Source organism: Cribrihabitans pelagius (assembly GCF_048820915.1).
Taxonomy (GTDB): Bacteria; Pseudomonadota; Alphaproteobacteria; order Rhodobacterales; family Rhodobacteraceae; genus Cribrihabitans_A; species Cribrihabitans_A pelagius.
The window spans coordinates 39326-57826 of record NZ_JBMERR010000009.1; the positions used below are offsets into that span (position 1 = coordinate 39326).

The following is an 18501-nucleotide window of genomic DNA, read 5'->3' on the forward strand; positions in this document are numbered from 1 at the left end:
GATGTCAGAGCTTCCCATTGCCCAGAAATTGCTGCGCCAGCCCGAAGGGGCTGCGGCGGATACCGTGACGCTGAGCTTTGAGGCGCGTTTCCTGCGCCGCAAGCGGCTGGTGGCGGATGGCGGGCTGGCTTTTCTTGTGGACCTGGAACAGACCACTTCGCTGGAGGAGGGCGACGCGCTGGAACTGGCGGATGGGCGGTTGTTGCGGGTGCAGGCGGCGCGCGAGCCGGTGCTGGAGGTGATGGGGCCGGACCTGCCGCGGCTCGCCTGGCACATCGGCAACCGGCACACACCCTGTCAGATCGGCGCGGAGCGTCTGCTGATCCAGCGCGACCCCGTGATCCGGCACATGCTCGAGCATCTCGGCGCCACCGTGCGCGAGGCCGAGGAGCCCTTCACGCCCGAGGGCGGCGCCTATGGCCACGGGCGCACCCACGCGCATGAACATGGGCATAGCGCGCACCACCGCGCCCACGACCACCCGCATTCCCACGCGCATGACCATGCTGACGGCCACACCCATTGACGCCCGGCTGCTGACGCTGACGCAGTGGCTGTCGCCGGCCTATCCGGTTGGCGCCTTTGCCTATTCGCACGGGCTGGAGCAGGCCATCCGGGAAGGCTGGGTCAATGACGCAGAGAGCCTCGGCGAATGGCTTGCGGAAATCACCGCCTTCGGCAGCGGCCGAAGCGATGCGGTCTGGATCTGGCTGGCCTGGCGGGCGGAGAGCGAGGCGGAGGCCCTGCTGCTCCACGCCGAGGCGCGCGGCAATGCGGCCACGGCCGAGCGGCTTCGGGAGGGCGCGCGCCAGGGCGCGGCCTTTGCCCGGGTCACCGCTGCGGTCTGGGGCCTCCCGCTGCCGCCGATGCTCTTGCCGGTGGCTTTGGGCCGGGCGGCGCGGCTGATGGAGCTGCCGCCTGAGGCTGTGGCGGCGCTCTATCTGCAAGCCTTCCTCGGCAACCTCGCCGCCGCCGCGCAGCGGCTGATGCCCTTGGGCCAGACCGATGCGCAAACCGTGCTGGCCGGGCTCAACGGGACCTGCCTGCGCATCGCGTCCGAAGCGGCCGGGGCGGGGCTGGAGGACATATCTTCCACCTCCTTCCTCTCCGATATCGCTGCGATGCGGCATGAAACCCTGCAACCAAGGCTTTTCCAATCATGACCAGAATGAACGGCCCCCTGCGCGTCGGCATCGGCGGCCCGGTCGGCGCGGGCAAGACCACGCTGACCGCGCGGCTGGCGGAGAGCCTCAAGCCCCGCTTCTCGATCGGCGTCATCACCAACGACATCTACACCCAGGAGGATGCCGAGGCGCTGATGCGGATGCAGATCCTGCCGCAGGACCGTATCATAGGGGTGGAGACCGGCGGCTGCCCGCATACCGCAATCCGCGAGGATGCCTCGATCAACCTCGCCGCGGTGGCCGAGATGCAGGCGCGTCACCCGGACCTCGACATCGTGCTGATCGAAAGCGGCGGCGACAACCTGTCAGCCACTTTCAGTCCGGAACTGGCCGACGTGACGCTCTACGTGATCGACGTGGCCGCGGGCGAGGAGATCCCGCGCAAGGGCGGCCCGGCGCTGACCCGCTCCGACATCCTGGTGATCAACAAGACGGACCTCGCCCCGCATGTGGGCGCCTCGCTGGAGGTGATGCAGCGCGACGCCACAGTGGCGCGGGGCGGGCGGCCGTTCTTCTTCACCAGCCTGAAGGCGGGCGAGGGCGTGGCGGAGGTGACCGCCTGCCTCTGCGAAATCTCCGGCCTGCCCGGCTGAGGCCGCTGGGTCTCGGGCGAGGTTTCGCGAAGCCGGGCAGGGGCTTGCCGCCGCCGGCGGGGTCTGACAGTGTTGCGGGCAGGCCCGCGGGCCAGGCCCCTCACTGCAACTGCCCCGAGACCTCCAGCACCGATGCTCAACAGGCTGATCCTCAAGATCTACCGGGATATACTGGACCTCCGGCTGTGGATGCTGGCGCTCATGTGTCTGGTGTTCGTACTGATCTCCTGGGCCTTGTTCATGCTGGCGGGGGAGACGGCGCTGACTTCCAGCGCCCTGACGTTTCTCTATTTCGCGGCCACCACCGCCTCCACCGTGGGCTATGGCGATCTGTCGCCCGAGACCCACGCCGGGCGGCTGGTGGCGGCGCTCTGGTTCTTCCCGGGCGCGCTTCTGATCTTCTCGGCGGTGCTGGGACGGCTGGCCGGGGCAATGGTCGAAAGGATAAGGCGGATGGCAGAAGGACAAGGCAATTTCGAGACTCTGGCGGGCGCAACCGTGATCGTCGGCTACCAGCGCGAGCAGACGCCGCTGATCGTGGAGAACCTGATCGCGGGGCAGGACGGCGACGAGAAGATCGTGCTGCTGACCAAGGACGCCGAGGCCGAGGTGCCGCAGGGCGTCCACATGGTGCGCACCGAGCGGCTGGACGCGCTGACTTCGCTGCGCCGGGCGGCGATCCCGATGGCGCAAAAGGCGCTGGTCTTTGCCAACAGCGATGCGGAGACTTTTAACGCCTGTCTAGCGATCCGCGAGCTGAACCAGTCCGTGCATGTGGCGGCATTCTTCGAGGACCGCGACACCGCCCGGCGCGCCGCGCGCATTGCCGGGGTAGAGACCGTGGTCTCCAACGCCTCCGAAGCGCTGGTGCGGGCGGCGCAGGATCCGGGCGCGGGGCAGATCCTGATGGCGCTCTCGGCTGCCAACGTTGGGGCAACGATCTATTCCGCGCGGGTCGGTGCCGAGGCCGAGACCGCCCGGCTGGAAGCGGCGATTGCCGCCTGCGACGGGACCTTGATTGCGGTTTCGCAGCCGCAAGACGGCGCCTATGCGTTCCGCCCCTTCCCGCCGGTGCTGAAAGCGCAGGGCATCTTCTACTACCTGGCGGCGCACCGCCTGCAGGGGACCAGGCTGCAGGCGGCGATGCCGGGCGGCGCGGTGCCGGTCATCGTCTAGGCTCCGGCGCGGAATCAACGGCTTGATTGGTGTCCCGCCCTGTTGCAAGCTACTTTGCGCAGAAATAGGGACAGGCCGATGACGTTCGACCGTTGCGATGCCAGCTTCCTGACGGGAGGCGGCGAGATGGGCAAGCTGATCCGCGAAATGGACTGGTCCGCAACCCCGCTCGGACCGATCGGGGACTGGCCGCAGAGCCTGCGCACAGCGGTCAGTATCTGCATTTCCTCCAACTTCCCGATCTCCATGGCCTGGGGGCCGGAGCACGTGCAGATCTACAATGACGGATACTGGCCGATCTGCGGCGGCAAGCACCCGGACTCGATGGGGCAGAATTTCACCGAATGCTGGGCGTCGGCCATGCCGGTCATCGGCGAGGCCTTCTACAAGGCGCTGGAGGGCGAAAGCCAGTTCATCCAGAACCAGCGCATGTTCCTGGACCGGCATGGCTATCTGGAGGAGACCTTCTTTACCTTCTCCTTCAGCCCGATCCGTGACGAAAGCGGCGGCGTCGGCGGTCTGTTCCACCCGGTGAACGAGGTGACCGGCAAAATGCTGGCCGAGCGCCGCGGCCGCCTGCTGCGCGATCTGTCGGAGCGCACTGGCAGCGCCAATACCGTGCCGGAGGCTTTTGCGCTTGCGGCACAATCGCTGGCGGAAGACGACACCGACCTGCCGTTCGTGCTGATATACCTGACTGATCCGGACAACGGCCGGGCCCGGCTTGCCGAGGCCGTGGGGATCGCGCCGGGCACGCCCGCCAGCCCGGAGGTGGTGCAGCTGGATACCGGGGGCGGCACTGTGTGGCCGCTGCACGAGGTGATGGAGAGCGGCAGGAGCGTGGATGTCACCGGGCTGGAGGGCCGCTTTGGTGCCCTCGCCTGCGGGCCCTATCCCGAACCGCCCTCCCGCGCCCGCATACTGCCGGTGGTGCCGCCGGGGGCGGATGCGCCGCGCGCTCTGATCGTCGCCGGCACCAGCGCAAGGCTTTCCTTCGACGAGGAGTATGCCAGCTTCCTGCGTCTGCTGGCGGCCGCCGTCACCGCCGCCGTTGCCAATGCCGAGGCACTGGAACATGAGCGCCGCCGGGCGGAGGCTCTGGCCGAGATCGACCGCGCCAAGACGCTGTTCTTCTCCAACGTCAGCCATGAATTCCGCACCCCGATCACCCTGATGCTCGGCCCGCTGGCAGACATGCTGGCACAGGGCGATTTGGACCCGGGGGGGCGCGAGTCGCTGGAGATGGTGCAGCGCAACGGGCGGCGGCTGCTGAAGCTGGTGAACACGCTCCTGGACTTTTCGCGGCTCGAAGCCGGCCGAGCGCAGGCCTCATTCGAGCCTGCGGACCTGGGCGCTCTGACCGCCGATCTTGCCAGCAGCTTCCGCTCGGCCTGCGACAACGCAGGTCTTGCGCTGGAGGTGAATTGCGCTCCGGTCCAGGCCCATGCCGACCGGGAACTGTGGGAGAAGATCGTTCTGAACCTCCTGTCCAACGCCTTCAAGTTCACACTGGAGGGGCGCATCTGCGTCTCGATGGCGGAAGAAGAGGGCGCGGCTGTGCTCAGGGTGCGCGACACCGGCACAGGCATCCCCGCCTCCGAGCTGCCGCGCATTTTCGACCGCTTCCACCGTGTCGCGGGCAGCAGCGGGCGCTCCTACGAGGGCAGCGGCATCGGGCTGGCGCTGGCGCAGGAGGTGGCCGCGTTGCATGGCGGCAGCATCTCGGCGGAAAGCGAGCTGGGGGCGGGCACCTGTTTCACCGTCCGCATACCGCTCGGCACCGCGCATCTGCCAAAGGAGCGGATCGGCGCCGCCAAGGCGCTGCAGTCAACGGCAGTGGCGGCCGAAACCTATGTCGAAGAGGCAATGCGCTGGCTGCCGGAGGGGGATACCGCGCCACGGCTGGCGGAAAGCGCTGGAGCGGCGCCGCGCCCGGCCGTTGCTTCCACGGATACAGACACACGGCGCCCGCGCATTCTCTGGGCTGACGACAATGCCGACATGCGTGACTACGTGCGCCGCCTCCTCAGCCCCGCTTACGAGGTGATCTGCGCCTCCGATGGCGCCGCGGCGCTGGAAGCGGCCCGCGCGAGCCCGCCCGATCTGGTGCTCTCGGATGTGATGATGCCCAGGCTCGACGGTTTCGGCCTGATCGCGGCCTTGCGCGCGGAGCCGCGGCTGCGCACGGTGCCGGTGATCCTGCTGTCGGCGCGGGCAGGAGAGGAATCCCGGGTCGAAGGGCTGGAGGCGGGCGCCAGCGACTACCTGGTCAAACCGTTCTCCGAGCGTGAGCTGCTGGCCCGGGTGGAAGCCCAACTGAAGCTTGCGGGGCTCAGGGCCGAAGTCGCGCGCGGCGAGGCGCTGAGCGAGCGCATTCTGCAAAGCAGCCAGGACGGTATCCAGCTTCTGGACCTGGAGGGCCGCATTCTCATCGGCAACGGTATCGGGCTGGGCACCCTGCAGGGCGGCCACCCGGTGCCGCCGGTGGGCGCGCGCTATGCCTGCCTTTGGGATGGCGAGCACCGCGCCGCTGCCGAACAGGCAGTGGCCGAGGCGCTGGCGGGGCGGCCGGGACGGTTCACCGCCGAACGCCGCGATCCCGCGGGCACTCCCGGCTGGTGGGACGAGCTGGTCTCACCCATCTTCGGCACCGACGGGCAGGCGGAACGGCTCCTGGTGATCTCCCGCGATATCACCGAAGCCAAACAGGCCGAGGAAAAGCGCCAGCTGCTGCTGCACGAGCTGAACCACCGGGTGAAGAACACGCTGGCGATTGTCCAGTCGATGGCGGCTCAGACCCTGCGCGGCTCCGGCGTGGAAAGCGCCAGCCGCAGCGCTTTCGAGATGCGGCTGATGTCGCTGGCGGCCTCGCATGACCTTCTGACCCGCCAGCAATGGGACGCCGCGGCGCTGCGCGACATGGTCGAGGGCGCGCTGCGGCCCTTCGCGCCGCCCGGGGCACCGTCCCGCTTCCGGCTCGAAGGGCCCGATGTCAAACTGGGGCCGAACCTGGTGCTGTCGCTTGGGCTGGGCCTGCATGAGCTCGCGACCAATGCCGCCAAATACGGTGCGCTTTCGGTGCCGGAAGGCCACGTCGCGATCCGCTGGCGCATCGGGGACGGCCGCCTGCGCTTCCGCTGGCAGGAACATGGCGGCCCGCCGGTCTCGCCGCCGTCCAAGAAGGGGTTCGGCACCCGGCTGATCAATACCGGCCTGGGGCATCAGTTTGCAGCGGAGGTGACGATGGACTTCCCGGGGGAGGGGCTGGTCTGCGAAATCAGCCTGGGTCTGGAGGCGCTGGATGTCTGAGATAGTAAAAATGCAGGGTCTGCGGGTGCTTGTGGTCGAGGACGAGATGCTGGTGGCGATGATGATCGAGGACATCCTCGAAGATCTGGGCTGCGCGGTCACCATGGCGGGCAGCGAGACGGCGGGTCTGGGCGCGTTGGAGGCGGGCAGTTTCGATGCGGCGGTGCTGGATGTGAACCTGCATGGCGAGACGTCCTACAGGGTGGCCAAGGCGGCGCATGACAGAAGTATCCCGATTCTGTTTTCCACCGGCTACAGCAACACGAGGCTCGGCCCGCCCTTCGAAGATCACCCGATCCTGACCAAACCTTTTGGCGAGGACGACCTGACGCTGGCGCTTTCCAGGCTCACCGGCGGTGCAAAGCCCTCCTGAACGGCCACCGTTGCCGCAGCCGGGCGTCCTCCCGCTGGGGGTGCCAGGGGCTGCCGCGGGCTGCCATTGCAAACCTGCAAGCCGCCCGCCGCGGGGCAGGCCAGGCTACAACGGCACTTCCACCACGCGCCAGTAGCTTTCGATCATGTCGACGAGGTTCAGAAAATCCCGGCCTGCGGTTTCCTTGACGATATAGCCGGTCACGTTGAGATTATAGGCGGCGGCCTTGTCTTCCTCCATCTTGGAGGTGGTGAGGATGAAGATGATGGATTGCTTCAAATCCGGGTCGTTGCGCAGTTCCTGCACCAGCTCGATGCCATTCATCCGTGGCATGTTGATGTCGACCAGCAGGATGTAGGGCACAGGCATCTTGCGCTCGGGATCCTGACCTCGCAGTAATTCCAGTGCCTCGATGCCGTCGACGGTGCGAACGATCGTGTTGGCCAGCCGCACGCTGCGGAAGGCGCGCTGCACTGCCTTGGCGTCGCCATCGTCGTCCTCCACCAGGAGGATGTTCAGCGGAGCGGTTTGCCTGTCGTTGGTTGCCAGGGTCAGCATAGCGTCCCTCCTTCGTTGCAATCAGTTCAACCGTTGGTGTTTCGGCCAAGTGAAACGGAAGTCGGCGCCCTGGCCTTCGGCGGAGTCGACGGTGATCGTCTCTCCGAAATGCTGCACGTGCTTGTAAATCATCGCCAATCCCATGCCGCTGCCCTCAACGCGGTCGCGCGGCTTCAGGGTCTGGAACATCTTGAAGATCTGGTCGTGAAACTTGGGGTCGATGCCGGGCCCGTCGTCGCGGACAGAAAACAGGTATTTCTCGCCCCGGTCCTCGACCCCGATCTCGATCCGGCCGGCGTCCCTGTCGTGATGCTTGATCGAGTTGTTGATCAGATTGACGAAGATCTGCTGTACCGGCATCGTGTTGAGCGCGATGCCGGAGAACTCCGGGCTGACCGCGATTTCGAAGCGCTCGGGCTTTTCGACCAGCAGCATCACGTCCTTCATCAGGTCGTCGCCGCTGGTGCGGGTGGTGTAGCGGTTATCGGTCTGACGGCCGATGCGGGAATACTCCAGAAGATCGTCGAGCAGCCGCTCCATCCGCTCCACCCGGTTGCGCAGGAGCGACATGTTCTCCAGGCTCTCCTCATCCAGCTTGCCCTCCAAGTCCTCCTCCAGCCAGCGGGAGGTGTTGTCGATTACCCGCAGCGGCGCTTTCAGGTCATGCGAGGCGACATAGGCGAACTGATCGAGCTCCTGGTTGGAGCGCGCCAGCCGCTCGATATAGTCCTCGCGATCCTCCTCGGCCTCCTTGCGCTCGGTGATGTCGCGGATGATGAGGGTGAACAGCACCTTCCCGCCCACCTCGGTCGCGCCCGTCGAGCGCTCGATGGGGAAGGTGCTGCCGTCCTTGCGCAGGCCGACCATCTCCCGGTTGATGTCGATCGCGCTTCTGTCATGTGTCTCCTGGTAACGCTGGAAGGATTCATCGCTTTCCGTGCGGTAGCAATCCGGGACCAATATGCCGGCCGGCTTGCCCACTACCTCTTCGGCGTTGTAGCCGTACAGTTTTTCGCAGGCCGGGTTGAAGCTGTCGATGAGGCCGTCCTCGTCGATAGTGATGATCCCGTCCACCGAGCCCGTCACCACCGCGCTCAGCCGCGCTTCGTTGCTCTGCAGGGCAAGCTCTGTCTTTTTGAGGTTGAAGTAGACCATGAAGGCCACAACCCAGATCGCCGCCAGCGACAGCGCCCGGTTCACCAGCACCGCCGACAGGCTGGTAGTGGTTTCTGTGATCACCAGATAGGCAATGACCGTCAGCGCGGAGGCTATGCCCGCGAGCACGAAGGTGACGTAAGCGGGCCGCCACCACATGGCGCAGAGGACGAAGAACACGTGAATGATGCCGCCAGCCACGCCCAGCGGGGTCATCAGATCGAAGATTATGCCGGCGGCGAGGATCACCGCGGTCGAGAAGAATGTCACCTTGTTTTCGGTGCCGAATGCGGACTGGGGGGAATGCGTCTGAGGGGGGCTCATATGTGCTCCTTTTGGACGGCTGTCCGGGATGTTCCTTCTAGTGTGCAGCCAGGGAGCCGCCCTGCGGCTAGGGCGGCAGGCAGTTGTAATGACGATACACCAATAAGATGCACGAATGCATGAAAGTATCGTTAAGGTTGCAGTCAGTTGATCCCTTCGCAACGCCCGGCCCCGCCGCTGGCGGCAAGGGGGCGGGCATTGGTCTGTTCCGCGCTACCAGCCGGCAGACGCCCCGGTGCGCTGCATCGAGGCCCGGCGCGTGAGGATCAGGCGCCGGGCGAAGGCCAGCACGAAGATCGCGGTCAGGATCAGCACGATGGTCGGTGCAGGCGCGCTGTCGAGGTAGAAGCTTGCATAGGTGCCCGCCAGCATCGAGGTCATGCACACCACCACCGCCACCCAGAGCATGGCGCTGAACCGGCGCACCAGCAGGAAAGCGATCGCCCCGGGTGCAATCAGCAGGCCAATCGCCAGAATCAGCCCGGCTGCCGAGAGCGTGGCAACGATGGTCAGCGACAGCGCCGCCAGCAGCCCGTAATGCAGCCAGTTCACCCGCAGCCCCGAGGCTTGCGCCTGGGCCGGGTCGAAACTGTGCAGCAGAAGATCCTTCCATTTCAGCACCAGCCCGGTGCCGACGGCCAGCGAGATGAGGGCGGCGGTCCACAGCTCGTCCGGCTCCACCCCCAGCATGTTGCCGAACAGGATATGGTCAAGGTGCGCGTTGGTCTCCACCGAGACATAGAGCACGATGCCGACCCCGAACATGCCGGAGAAGACTACCCCCATCACCGTGTCCTGCTTGACCCGGCTGTTGCCCGACAGGTAGCCGGTCGCCACCGCGCAGAGCATGCCCGCGCCAAAGGCGCCCAAGATCAGCGGCAGCCCGGCGATATAGGCCAGCACGATCCCCGGCAGCACCGCGTGGCTGACCGCATCCCCCATCAAGGCCCAGCCTTTCATCACTAGGAAACAGGACAATAGCGCCGCCGGCACCGACACGATGGCCGAGATCAGGAAGGCGTTCTGCATGAAGGCAAATTGGAACGGCTGAAGAAGCGTGTCCATGTCCATTACCGGCTCTCCTCGGTTGCGGCGGTGGCGGGCACGGGAACGGTCATCTGCGGGCCGCGTCGCAGCGCGTCGCGCGCTTTCTTCCGGGCCGCCAGCAACCCGTGTTTCGGGGCAAGAACAAAGGCGGAAAGGAAGATCAGCGTTTGCAGTGTCACGATGATGCCGCCGGTGGCGCCGTCCAGGAAATAGCTCGCATAAGCGCCGGTAAAGCTGGTGGTGGCGCCGATCAGCACCGACAGCGCGATCAGCCGGGGGAAACGGTCACACAGCAGATAGGCGGTGGCGCCGGGGGTGACGACCATGGCGATCACCAGGAAGGCCCCCACGGTCTGCATCGCCGCCACCACCGAGGCCGACAGCAGCACGAAGAACATCGCCTTCAGGCGTCCCGGCCGCAACCCGATGGTGCGGGCGTGGTTTTCGTCGAAGAAAGTGACCATCAGGTCCTTCCATTTCGCCAGCAGCACCGCCAGCGAGACAAAGCCGATGATCGCCAGTTGCAGCGTGTCCTCCGGCGTGATCGCGAGGATGTTGCCCATGGTGATGGTCTGCACCGAGACCGACATCGGGTTCACCGAGACGATGAACAGCCCCAGGCCAAAGAACGACGTGAAGATCAGCCCGATGATCACATCCACCTTGAGGCCTGACCGCTCCGACAGGAACAGCATCGCACCGGAGGCAAGTCCGCCTGCGACGAAGGCGCCAAGCGCGAAGGGCAGGCCAAGGATGTAGGCACCCGCAACCCCGGGCACCACCGAATGCGAAAGCGCATCGCCAATCAGCGACCAGCCCTTCAGCATCAGATAGGCCGACAGGAAGGCGCAGACCGCGCCGACCAGCGCCGACACCCACATGGCGTTGGTCATGTAGCCGTAGGAAAACGGTTCCAGCAGGTACTCGGTCATGAGCTGCTCCCGCCGGTGCTCCCGGTGCCGCCCACCGCGGGCTCCGGCTTGGCGCGGCTCTCCTCGCCGCCTGCCTTTTTGGCGCGGCGCTTGCTGAGCTGGGTCTTTTCGCCATATTGCACGAAGGGGCGTTCGTCGTCGGTCAGGATGGTGACCTGACGGGGGTCGCCGTCCTCGTGCAGGGCGGTGCCGCCGAGGGTGAAATGACGCAGCACACCGCCAAAGGCGTGTTCCAGGTTCTCACGGGTGAAAGTGGTCTCGGTCGGGCCAAAGCCCAGCACCGTGCCCTTGACCAGCACTGTGCGGTCGCAGAACTCAGGGACAGAGCCGAGGTTGTGGGTGGAAACCAGCATCACCCGGCCCTCGGCGCGCAGCTCGCGCAGGAGCGCGATGATCTGCTCCTCGGTTTTGACGTCCACGCCGGTAAAGGGCTCGTCCAGCAGGATCACCTGACCGTCCTGCGCCAAGGCGCGGGCCAGGAACACCCGCTTGCGCTGGCCGCCGGACAATTCGCCGATCTGGCGGTGGCGGAAGTCCTGCATGTTGACCCGGCGCAGCGCCTCATCGACGGCTTCGTGATCGGCCGGTTTGGGGCGGCGCAGAAAGCCCATGTGGCCGTAGCGGCCCATCATCACCACGTCTTCCACCAGCACCGGGAAGGCCCAGTCGACCTCCTCGGCCTGGGGCACATAGGCCACCAGGTTCTTGCGCAGCGCCTCGCGCACCGGCAGGCCGAGAATGCGGATCTCGCCGCTGGCGGCCGGCACGAATCCCATGATGGCCTTGAACAGGGTGGATTTGCCCGCGCCATTGACGCCGACCAGCGCAGAAACGGTGCCGCGGGGAATTTCGAAACTGGCGTTCCACAGCGCGGTATGACCGTTGCGGTAGGTGACGGTGACGTCTTTCGCAGCGATGCCGCCGCCGGGGGGGCTGGCATTCGTCTTCATGGTCTGGACCTCGCTGGCGTCAAGCATTTTGGTGCTCCGTAGTCTTACATGCACTTATGAATTCTGGGATCGAAAATGCATCCCCCCGCGGCGTTGCGGCCGCGGGGAAGACGGATCGTTTGGCGCGAAGGCTCAGTTGGTGGCGGCGGTCAGCCCGCGGGCGATGGTCGAGGAGGTGACCTTCAGCAGGTCGATATAGGTCGGCACCGGGCCGCCCGCTTCGCTCAGCGAGTCGACATACAGCTCGCCGCCGTATTGCACGCCGGTTTCCCGCGCCACCTGCTCGGCCGGGGCGGTGTTCACGGTGCTTTCGCAGAACACCACCGGGATATCATGCGTGCGCACCCCGTCGATCACCGCGCGCACCTGCTGCGGGGTGCCGACCTGATCGGCGTTCATCGGCCAGAGGTACAGCTCCTTCATGCCGAAATCGCGGGCCAGGTAGCTAAAGGCGCCTTCGCAGGTGACCAGCCAGCGGCGGTCTTCGGGGATCGCGGCCACCGCTTCGCGCAGCGGTTCGATGGTGGCGCGCAGCTTGTCCTTGTAGGCCGCGGCGTTCTTCACGTAAACGGCGGCGTTCTCCGGGTCATGCTCGGCAAAGGCCTCGACGATGTTGTCGATGTAGATCAGCGCGTTGTCGAGACCCATCCAGGCGTGCGGGTTGGGCTTGCCTTCGTAGGAGCCGGCCGTGATCGAGATCGGGTTGATGCCGTCGGTCAGGGTGGCGGAGGGCACGTCCTTCAGGTTCGACAGGAACTGTTCGAACCACAGCTCCAGGTTCATGCCGTTCCACAGGATCAGGTCCGCGTCCGAGGCGCGCACGATGTCGCGCGGGGTCGGCTCGTAGCCGTGGATCTCGGCGCCCGGCTTGGTGACAGAGACCACCTCGGCGGCGTCGCCAGCCACGTTTTGCGCCATGTCGGCAATCACGGTGAAGGTGGTGACCACCTTCATCTTATCTTCGGCGGCGGCAGCAGCGCTGGCCAGGCCCGCGGCGATGGCGGCGGCAGAAAGGGTCTTAAGCAGGGTCGGAACCATTGGATTCTCCGTCAGGTGCAGGTGTTCTGGCGGAAGTGTTATTGCAAGTCATTCTCAACTGTCAATGATCTTGAGAATGATTTGCAAAGAACCGCTGCCCCTGAAGGTACCCGGCGGCGGGCGGGGCAACAGCCCCGGCGCGCCGGAGTGCCGGGATGCGCGCGGAAGGCGCAGGGCAGCGTGAAAAGTTAACGCGGCCACATTGGTGCCCGAATTGCGCCCCCGTTCGCGCCCGATTCCCTTTCTAGTTCCTTAAGGGCGGCCAGAACGGCGCGAGAGTGAACCCGAATTCTCGACCCCTCTGGCAAGGCGATCCTCCGGATGACACGTACCGACCCCCCATCAGACGGCCCGTCCGGCGGCCTTGCGCCGCAGGCGGATGCGGCCAATGGCATCCTGTTGATCTGCGGCGGAGAGGAGCAGGACCAGCTCTGCCAGGTGCTCGCCGACGCGCTGGCCGAAGCCCGGCCGGACGCGGCAGTGACCCTCTGCGCACCGGAAGACGCGGCCTCTGCCGCGCCTGCAGCGCTGACCCTGCGCTACCACCCGCAGCACTGCGCCGCCGACTGGCTGGCCGGTGTTCTGTCCTGGCAGAGCAGCGCGGACGGCAGCGGCCGCGGCCCGGTGATCGAGCATTCGGTTCTCGACGGCATCCTGACGGCAGAAAGCCTCGCCGGCTTTGCCCGGGCCCTGGTCCGGCATTCCGGAATTCCCCTGAAAACGCTTTAACGAGGATGGATTACCCAGATGTGTGAATATTGCGGAAGCCCCCAGCACCGTATTCCCGAAGTCACCAGCAGCGGCACCGGCAGCGCCTCCGCCTGGGACGCGGCCGGGAAGCCGACCTACACGATCGACCAGATCGCCACCTATCTGACCCAGGGTTTCTGGGAAGATACCGGCCGCACCCAGCGTTCATTCGACGTGCAGCCGGGCGGTCAGATCACTGTCAGCCTCAGCGGACTGAACGCCAGCGGCCAGGCCACCGCGCGCAAGGCGCTGGAAAGCTGGACCGCGCTGAGCGGTATCAACTTTGTCGAGAGCAACAACGCTCAGATCACCTTCGATGACAACCAGTCCGGCGCCTATGCCTCCTCCAGCGTCAGCAATGGCACCATCCTCAGCTCGCACATCAATGTCGCGAGCAGCTGGTCCAACTACGGCGACTACTACTTGCAGACCTACATTCACGAGATCGGCCATGCGCTCGGTCTCGGCCATACCGGCGACTACAATGGCAGCGCCGACTATGCCCGCGACGCGCATTTTGCCAATGACAGCTGGCAGGTCTCGGTGATGTCCTATTTCAGCCAGCACGAGAACCCGGCGACGGACGCCACTTTCGTCTATCTGGCTACCGCGCAGCTGGCTGATATCGCGGCGGTGCAGCAGCTCTACGGCACGCCCACGAATGTGGAAACCGGCGACACCACCTATGGCGACGGCGAAACCACGGGCCGGTTCGGCATGGACCTGAGCGGCCGCTATGCGGTGACGATCGTCGACAGCGGCGGCACCGATCTCATCAATCTGGCTTCGCACCACCAGAACCAGCGTCTGAGCTTGGTTGCGGAAACCTTCTCCGACCTGAACGGCAAGACCGGCAATTTCGCCATCGGCCGCGGCACGGTGATCGAGAACGCCGTCACCGGCGCGGGCGCAGACTATATCATCGGCAATGATGCGAACAACCGGCTGGAGAGCGGCGGCGGCAACGACCATATCCTCGCGGGCGGCGGCAACGATATCCTCATCGGCGGCGCCGGCGCGGATCAGCTGACCGGCGGCACCGGGGCGGACCGTTTCGTCTACACCGCGCTGGACGAGGCGGGCGATACCGTCACCGACTTCGACCTTGCCGCAGGCGACCGGGTCGACATCACAGCCCTGCTGGAAGCGGCGGGCTATACCGGACAGGCACCTGCCGGCGACGGCACCGTGTCGCTGGAGGAAGGCTCCGGCGGCAGCTGGCTGGTCATTTCGCTTGGCGGCACCGATACCAGGCTGGTGTTCCTCACCGGAGTGGCGGCAACCGCCGATGTGGCCGAGATCATCGACAGCGGCGACACCCCGCCGCCGCCGCCGCCCCCGCCGCCGCTGTCGCCCGACACCACCTACACTTTCAGCAATGACTTCGTGCGGAACTGGACGAACCTGCTGGGCACCGTCACCGACACCGACGGCGGCACCGATACGCTGGATCTGAGCGCGGTGACGCTGAACGCCAAAGTGCTGCTCGACAGCGGCGCCTCCGGCAAGATCGGTTCCAAGACCCTGACCATTGCCGACGGTACCGAGATCGAGAACGTGATCTTCGGCAACGGCCGGGATGCCGGCTACGGCAATCTGCTTGCCAACTTCCTCGACGGCGGTGGCGGCAATGACAAGCTGTACGGTTTTGGCGGTGCAGATACGCTGGATGGCGGCGAGGGCAAGGATCAGCTCCACGGCGGCGATGGCGATGACGATTTGCGCGGCGGCGATGGCGACGACAAGCTTTACGGGGACGAGGGGAATGACTCCCTCTCTGCCGGTGAAGGCAAGAACCAGATCAAAGCCGGCAATGGCAACGACACCGTCACCGCCGGCGGCGGGGACGACAAGATCGACGGCGGCGCGGGCGATGATGTTCTCGATGCGGGTGCGGGACGCAACCGCCTGGATGGCGGCGAGGGCAATGACGTTCTCATCAGCAACGGAGCCAAGAGCCAGCTGAAGGGCGGCGAGGGTCACGATACGCTGAACGGCGGCGAAGGCGGCAGCAAGCTGGACGGCGGCGCCGGCAATGACGTCATGACCAGCGGCAGCGGCAAGGACAAGCACAAGGCCGGCGACGGGGACGATACGGTTTCGGCCGGCGGCGGCGATGACCATCTGGACGGCGGCGATGGCAACGACAGCCTGATTGGCGGGGCCGGAGCCGACAAGATCAAGGCGGGCGACGGCAACGATGTGATCGACGGCGGCGAGCATGACGACAAGCTCGGCGGCGGTAAAGGCGACGACACAATCAGCGGCGGCACCGGCGATGATCAGATCAAGGCGGGCAGTGGTGACGATGTCATCCTGGGCGGTGACGGCAACGACAGCATCAAGGGTGACAACGGCAATGACGGCATCGACGGCGGCGCTGGCGATGACATCATTGATGGCGGCAGGGGCATCGATGTGATCTGGGGCGGTACCGGGTACGACGTCCTGAAGGGCGGCAAGGGGGCGGATGTCTTCGTTTTCGACACCGCGGAGGAGACAGGCGACTTGCTCGCCGACTTCTCCCGCCGGGACGGCGACCTGTTCGACATCTCAGGCCTTCTGGACGAGCAGGGCACGGATCTGGCCACGGCTCTGGGCGCGGGTCAGCTGGCTTTGCGCGCGGACGGCAAGTCCGCGGTGCTCGAGTTCGACGCCGATGGCCCGGGCGGGGCAGATGCCCTTCTGATTGCGGAGCTGGGCAAGGTCAAGGCGACCGAAATCCTGACCGAGGACTGGTTCCTTTTCTAGTCAAGCGCTTGACCGGCGCGGCCTTGGCGGCCGGCGCCGGGAGCCAAGGCCGCGCCGGGCTCGGGCGCGGCCGTTGACCGTTCCCGGCAGGCGCCAGGTGCTTGCTATCAGGCGCGGATGCCGAGCATCCGCCTGACTGCCGCCTTGGCCCTGCGGCGGGAGCCAAGGCCGCGCCGGGCTCGGGCGCGGCCGTTGACCGTTCCCGGCAGGCGCCAGGTGCTTGCTATCAGGCGCGGATGCCGAGCATCCGCCTGACTGCCGCCTTGGCCCTGCGGCGGCGGAACTTCCAGCTCTTGCGGTGGTCTTGCAACGCGGCTTCCAGTACCGGGCTGTAACGCTCTGCTTTTGCCAGCGCCTGTTTGTCACCGGATTTCAGGGCCTGATAGACAAAGTGGCTGATCCAGCGGTGCGCAAGGTCCGGCAGAGGGCTGTCCGGAAAATAGCGGCCGTGCCAGTCGATCACTGTCTTTATCTGGTTCCAGGTGTTCAGATGGATGTTCGTGCCATGCTTGCGATAGGCCATTCCCGGTTCATGCAGCAGCGTGAATTTGAGCTCCGGACGCGCAACCATGTATTTGAACATCTTTGTCCGCAGGATGATGTCGTCGCCGGAGATGTCCGGGTCCATGCCACCCACCGCGCGCACCATCGCCGTCTGCAGCACGGCGGCCTGATTGTAGAAGGTGCCGAGCTGTTCGTATTCGATCTCTAGCAGCTCCCGCGCCGATTCCACGGATTTCCTGTAGAGCGGCGATTCGAAATGCTCGGTGACCGTCTCGCCGTCGTCGTCGATCTCTTTGTTGCAGGTATTGGCAACCAGGACCATGCTGGGGTCTTGCCGGACGATCTCCATCTTCGAGGAGATTGCGCCGGGCAGCAGCAGGTCATCCAGGGAGAACAGGGAGATGTAGTCTCCGGTGGCTGCCGCGATGGCCCGGTTGACGTTCAGCGGGACATTGCCGGTGTTCTCCTGGGCAATCAGCTTGTGAGGATAGGGCGAGCGCGCCAGGACCTTTTCCAGCTCCCCGATGTTGCCATCGGTGGAGCCGTCGTCGATCACCACAATTTCGATATGCGGGTAATCCTGCGCATAGACAGACTCCAGCGCCACCCGGCAGAACCGGCTGTGGTTATAGGTGGTACAGATGATCGAGCAGACCAGAGGTTCGGAACCGGCTTCACTCATTCAAGCATTCCTTCTGTCGACTGGGCAACCGCCAGCCTGGGCTGGCAGGCGCCGTGTCATGGCGCGGTGCGCAGCGCAGCGATGACGCGGCCCGGGGCCTCGTCGCCGAGATGGGGTCCGATCGGCAGGCTGAGCAGCTCTTCCGACAATTGTTCGGCAACCGGAAAATCGCCTGTGGCATATCCGAGCCCCGCATAGGCGCCCTGAAGGTGCGGCGGGGTGGGGTAATGCACCAGTGTCTGAATGCCCTGCGTCTCAAGATGTGCGGCCAGCGCGTCGCGGCGGCGGCTGCGGATCACGTACAGATGCCAGACCGGATCGGCCCAATCCGGAGCGGCGGGCGTCATGAGGTCCAGATCCGCCAGCTGTTCCGAATAGAACCGGGCAATCGCGCGGCGGCGGTTGTTCCAGTCCTCCAGATGTCTCAGCTTGACCCGCAGCACCGCTGCCTGCACCGGGTCGAGACGGCTGTTTGTGCCGGCAATCTCATGCATGTACTTCCTGGAGGAGCCGTAGTTGGCCAGCATGCGCAGACGTTCTGCCAGCGCGGCGTCCCGGGTGGTCACTGCGCCGCCGTCGCCCAGAGCACCCAGATTCTTGCCGGGGTAGAAGCTCCAGCAGGTCAGATCTCCTAAACCGCCGATCCGCTGTCCCCGGTAGAGGGCGCCATGCGCCTGTGCCGCGTCCTCGATCACGAAAATACGATGCGCCTTCGCCAGAGACAGGATCGGATCCATGTCCGCGGGCTGCCCGTAGAGATGCACCGGGATGATGGCGCGGGTGCGGTCACTCAGTGCCGGGGCGCAGGCTTCGGCCGTGATGCTGTGCAGGGCCTGGTCCGGCTCCACCGGCACGATCCGCGCGCCAACCTGGGAGACGGCCAGCCAAGTGGCAATGTAGGTGTTGCTGGGCACGATGACTTCGTCGCCAGGACCGATGCCAAGGGCGCGCAGCGACAGCACCAGGGCGTCCAGCCCGTTGCCGACCCCAACAGCGTGATCCACGCCGCAATAGGCGGCGAATTCCGCTTCGAAGGCCTGGACTTCGGGACCCTGGATATACCAGCCGCTGTCCATCACCCGGATCACCGCGGCGTCAATCTCGTCCTTCAATGCACGGTAGGCCGCGCCGACATCGAGAAATGGAACCTTCATCCGCCACCCTCTTTCTGCATG

16 protein-coding genes are annotated in these 18501 nt (G+C 65.7%); 8 read left to right on the forward strand and 8 right to left on the reverse strand.

What is annotated here, in order from left to right:
* Window position 1 precedes the first annotated feature (1 nt).
* The 6 genes from ureE to ACOHX0_RS09845 all read left to right on the forward strand — a co-directional run bounded on the left by ureE (window position 2) and on the right by ACOHX0_RS09845 (window position 6635).
* The gene (gene ureE, locus ACOHX0_RS09820) at window positions 2–526 is read left to right on the forward strand and encodes an urease accessory protein UreE (protein WP_420676505.1); all 525 of its coding nucleotides are present in this window, start codon (window positions 2–4) and stop codon (window positions 524–526) included.
* Window positions 498–1163, forward strand: coding sequence for an urease accessory protein UreF (locus ACOHX0_RS09825; RefSeq protein WP_420676506.1), 666 nt, complete (start codon window positions 498–500; stop codon window positions 1161–1163). Before ureE ends, ACOHX0_RS09825 begins: the two co-directional genes overlap by 29 nt.
* Window positions 1160–1777 (forward strand): urease accessory protein UreG, encoded by a 618-nt coding sequence (gene ureG, locus ACOHX0_RS09830; protein ID WP_420676507.1) that lies wholly within the window; start codon window positions 1160–1162, stop codon window positions 1775–1777. The genes ACOHX0_RS09825 and ureG overlap by 4 nt, the downstream gene beginning before the upstream one ends.
* 132 nt (window positions 1778–1909) lie before the next feature.
* Window positions 1910–2953, forward strand: coding sequence for a potassium channel family protein (locus ACOHX0_RS09835; protein WP_420676508.1), 1044 nt, complete (start codon window positions 1910–1912; stop codon window positions 2951–2953).
* Between the two features lie 78 nt (window positions 2954–3031).
* On the forward strand, window positions 3032–6262 hold the full coding sequence (locus ACOHX0_RS09840) for an ATP-binding protein (RefSeq protein WP_420676509.1): 3231 nt from the start codon (window positions 3032–3034) through the stop codon (window positions 6260–6262).
* Window positions 6255–6635 carry a response regulator gene (locus tag ACOHX0_RS09845; protein ID WP_420676510.1) on the forward strand — a complete coding sequence of 127 codons (381 nt, stop codon included), beginning with the start codon at window positions 6255–6257 and terminating at the stop codon, window positions 6633–6635. Before ACOHX0_RS09840 ends, ACOHX0_RS09845 begins: the two co-directional genes overlap by 8 nt.
* Before the next feature lie 105 nt (window positions 6636–6740).
* On the opposite strand, the gene ACOHX0_RS09850 is transcribed toward ACOHX0_RS09845, so the two are convergent.
* From ACOHX0_RS09850 to ACOHX0_RS09875, 6 genes are all read right to left on the reverse strand, one after another.
* On the reverse strand, window positions 6741–7193 hold the full coding sequence (locus tag ACOHX0_RS09850; RefSeq protein WP_420676511.1) for a response regulator: 453 nt from the start codon (window positions 7191–7193) through the stop codon (window positions 6741–6743).
* A 21-nt stretch (window positions 7194–7214) separates the two neighbouring features.
* Entirely contained in the window at window positions 7215–8564 is a 1350-nt protein-coding gene (locus tag ACOHX0_RS09855) for a sensor histidine kinase (RefSeq protein WP_420676627.1), read from the reverse strand.
* A gap of 321 nt (window positions 8565–8885) precedes the next feature.
* Complete coding sequence (locus ACOHX0_RS09860) at window positions 8886–9737, reverse strand: metal ABC transporter permease (protein ID WP_420676628.1); 852 nt, start codon at window positions 9735–9737, stop codon at window positions 8886–8888.
* 5 nt (window positions 9738–9742) lie between these two features.
* Window positions 9743–10651: a metal ABC transporter permease gene (locus ACOHX0_RS09865; protein ID WP_420676512.1), complete on the reverse strand. Its 909-nt coding sequence runs from the start codon at window positions 10649–10651 to the stop codon at window positions 9743–9745.
* Entirely contained in the window at window positions 10648–11628 is a 981-nt protein-coding gene (locus tag ACOHX0_RS09870) for a manganese/iron ABC transporter ATP-binding protein (RefSeq protein WP_420676513.1), read from the reverse strand. Before ACOHX0_RS09870 ends, ACOHX0_RS09865 begins: the two co-directional genes overlap by 4 nt.
* 105 nt (window positions 11629–11733) lie before the next feature.
* Complete coding sequence (locus ACOHX0_RS09875) at window positions 11734–12639, reverse strand: metal ABC transporter substrate-binding protein (protein ID WP_420676514.1); 906 nt, start codon at window positions 12637–12639, stop codon at window positions 11734–11736.
* A gap of 321 nt (window positions 12640–12960) precedes the next feature.
* Between ACOHX0_RS09875 and ACOHX0_RS09880 the strand changes: the two genes are divergently transcribed.
* Together ACOHX0_RS09880 and ACOHX0_RS09885 are read left to right on the forward strand one after the other, a co-directional pair.
* Window positions 12961–13368, forward strand: coding sequence for a hypothetical protein (locus ACOHX0_RS09880; RefSeq protein WP_420676515.1), 408 nt, complete (start codon window positions 12961–12963; stop codon window positions 13366–13368).
* 18 nt (window positions 13369–13386) lie between these two features.
* Entirely contained in the window at window positions 13387–16140 is a 2754-nt protein-coding gene (locus ACOHX0_RS09885; RefSeq protein ID WP_420676516.1) for a M10 family metallopeptidase, read from the forward strand.
* A 226-nt stretch (window positions 16141–16366) separates the two neighbouring features.
* Here the strand turns inward: ACOHX0_RS09885 and ACOHX0_RS09890 are convergent, their stop codons facing one another.
* Together ACOHX0_RS09890 and ACOHX0_RS09895 are read right to left on the reverse strand one after the other, a co-directional pair.
* Window positions 16367–17326 carry a glycosyltransferase family A protein gene (locus ACOHX0_RS09890; protein WP_420676517.1) on the reverse strand — a complete coding sequence of 320 codons (960 nt, stop codon included), beginning with the start codon at window positions 17324–17326 and terminating at the stop codon, window positions 16367–16369.
* 56 nt (window positions 17327–17382) lie between these two features.
* Window positions 17383–18480: a DegT/DnrJ/EryC1/StrS family aminotransferase gene (locus ACOHX0_RS09895; protein ID WP_420676518.1), complete on the reverse strand. Its 1098-nt coding sequence runs from the start codon at window positions 18478–18480 to the stop codon at window positions 17383–17385.
* Window positions 18481–18501 lie beyond the last annotated feature (21 nt).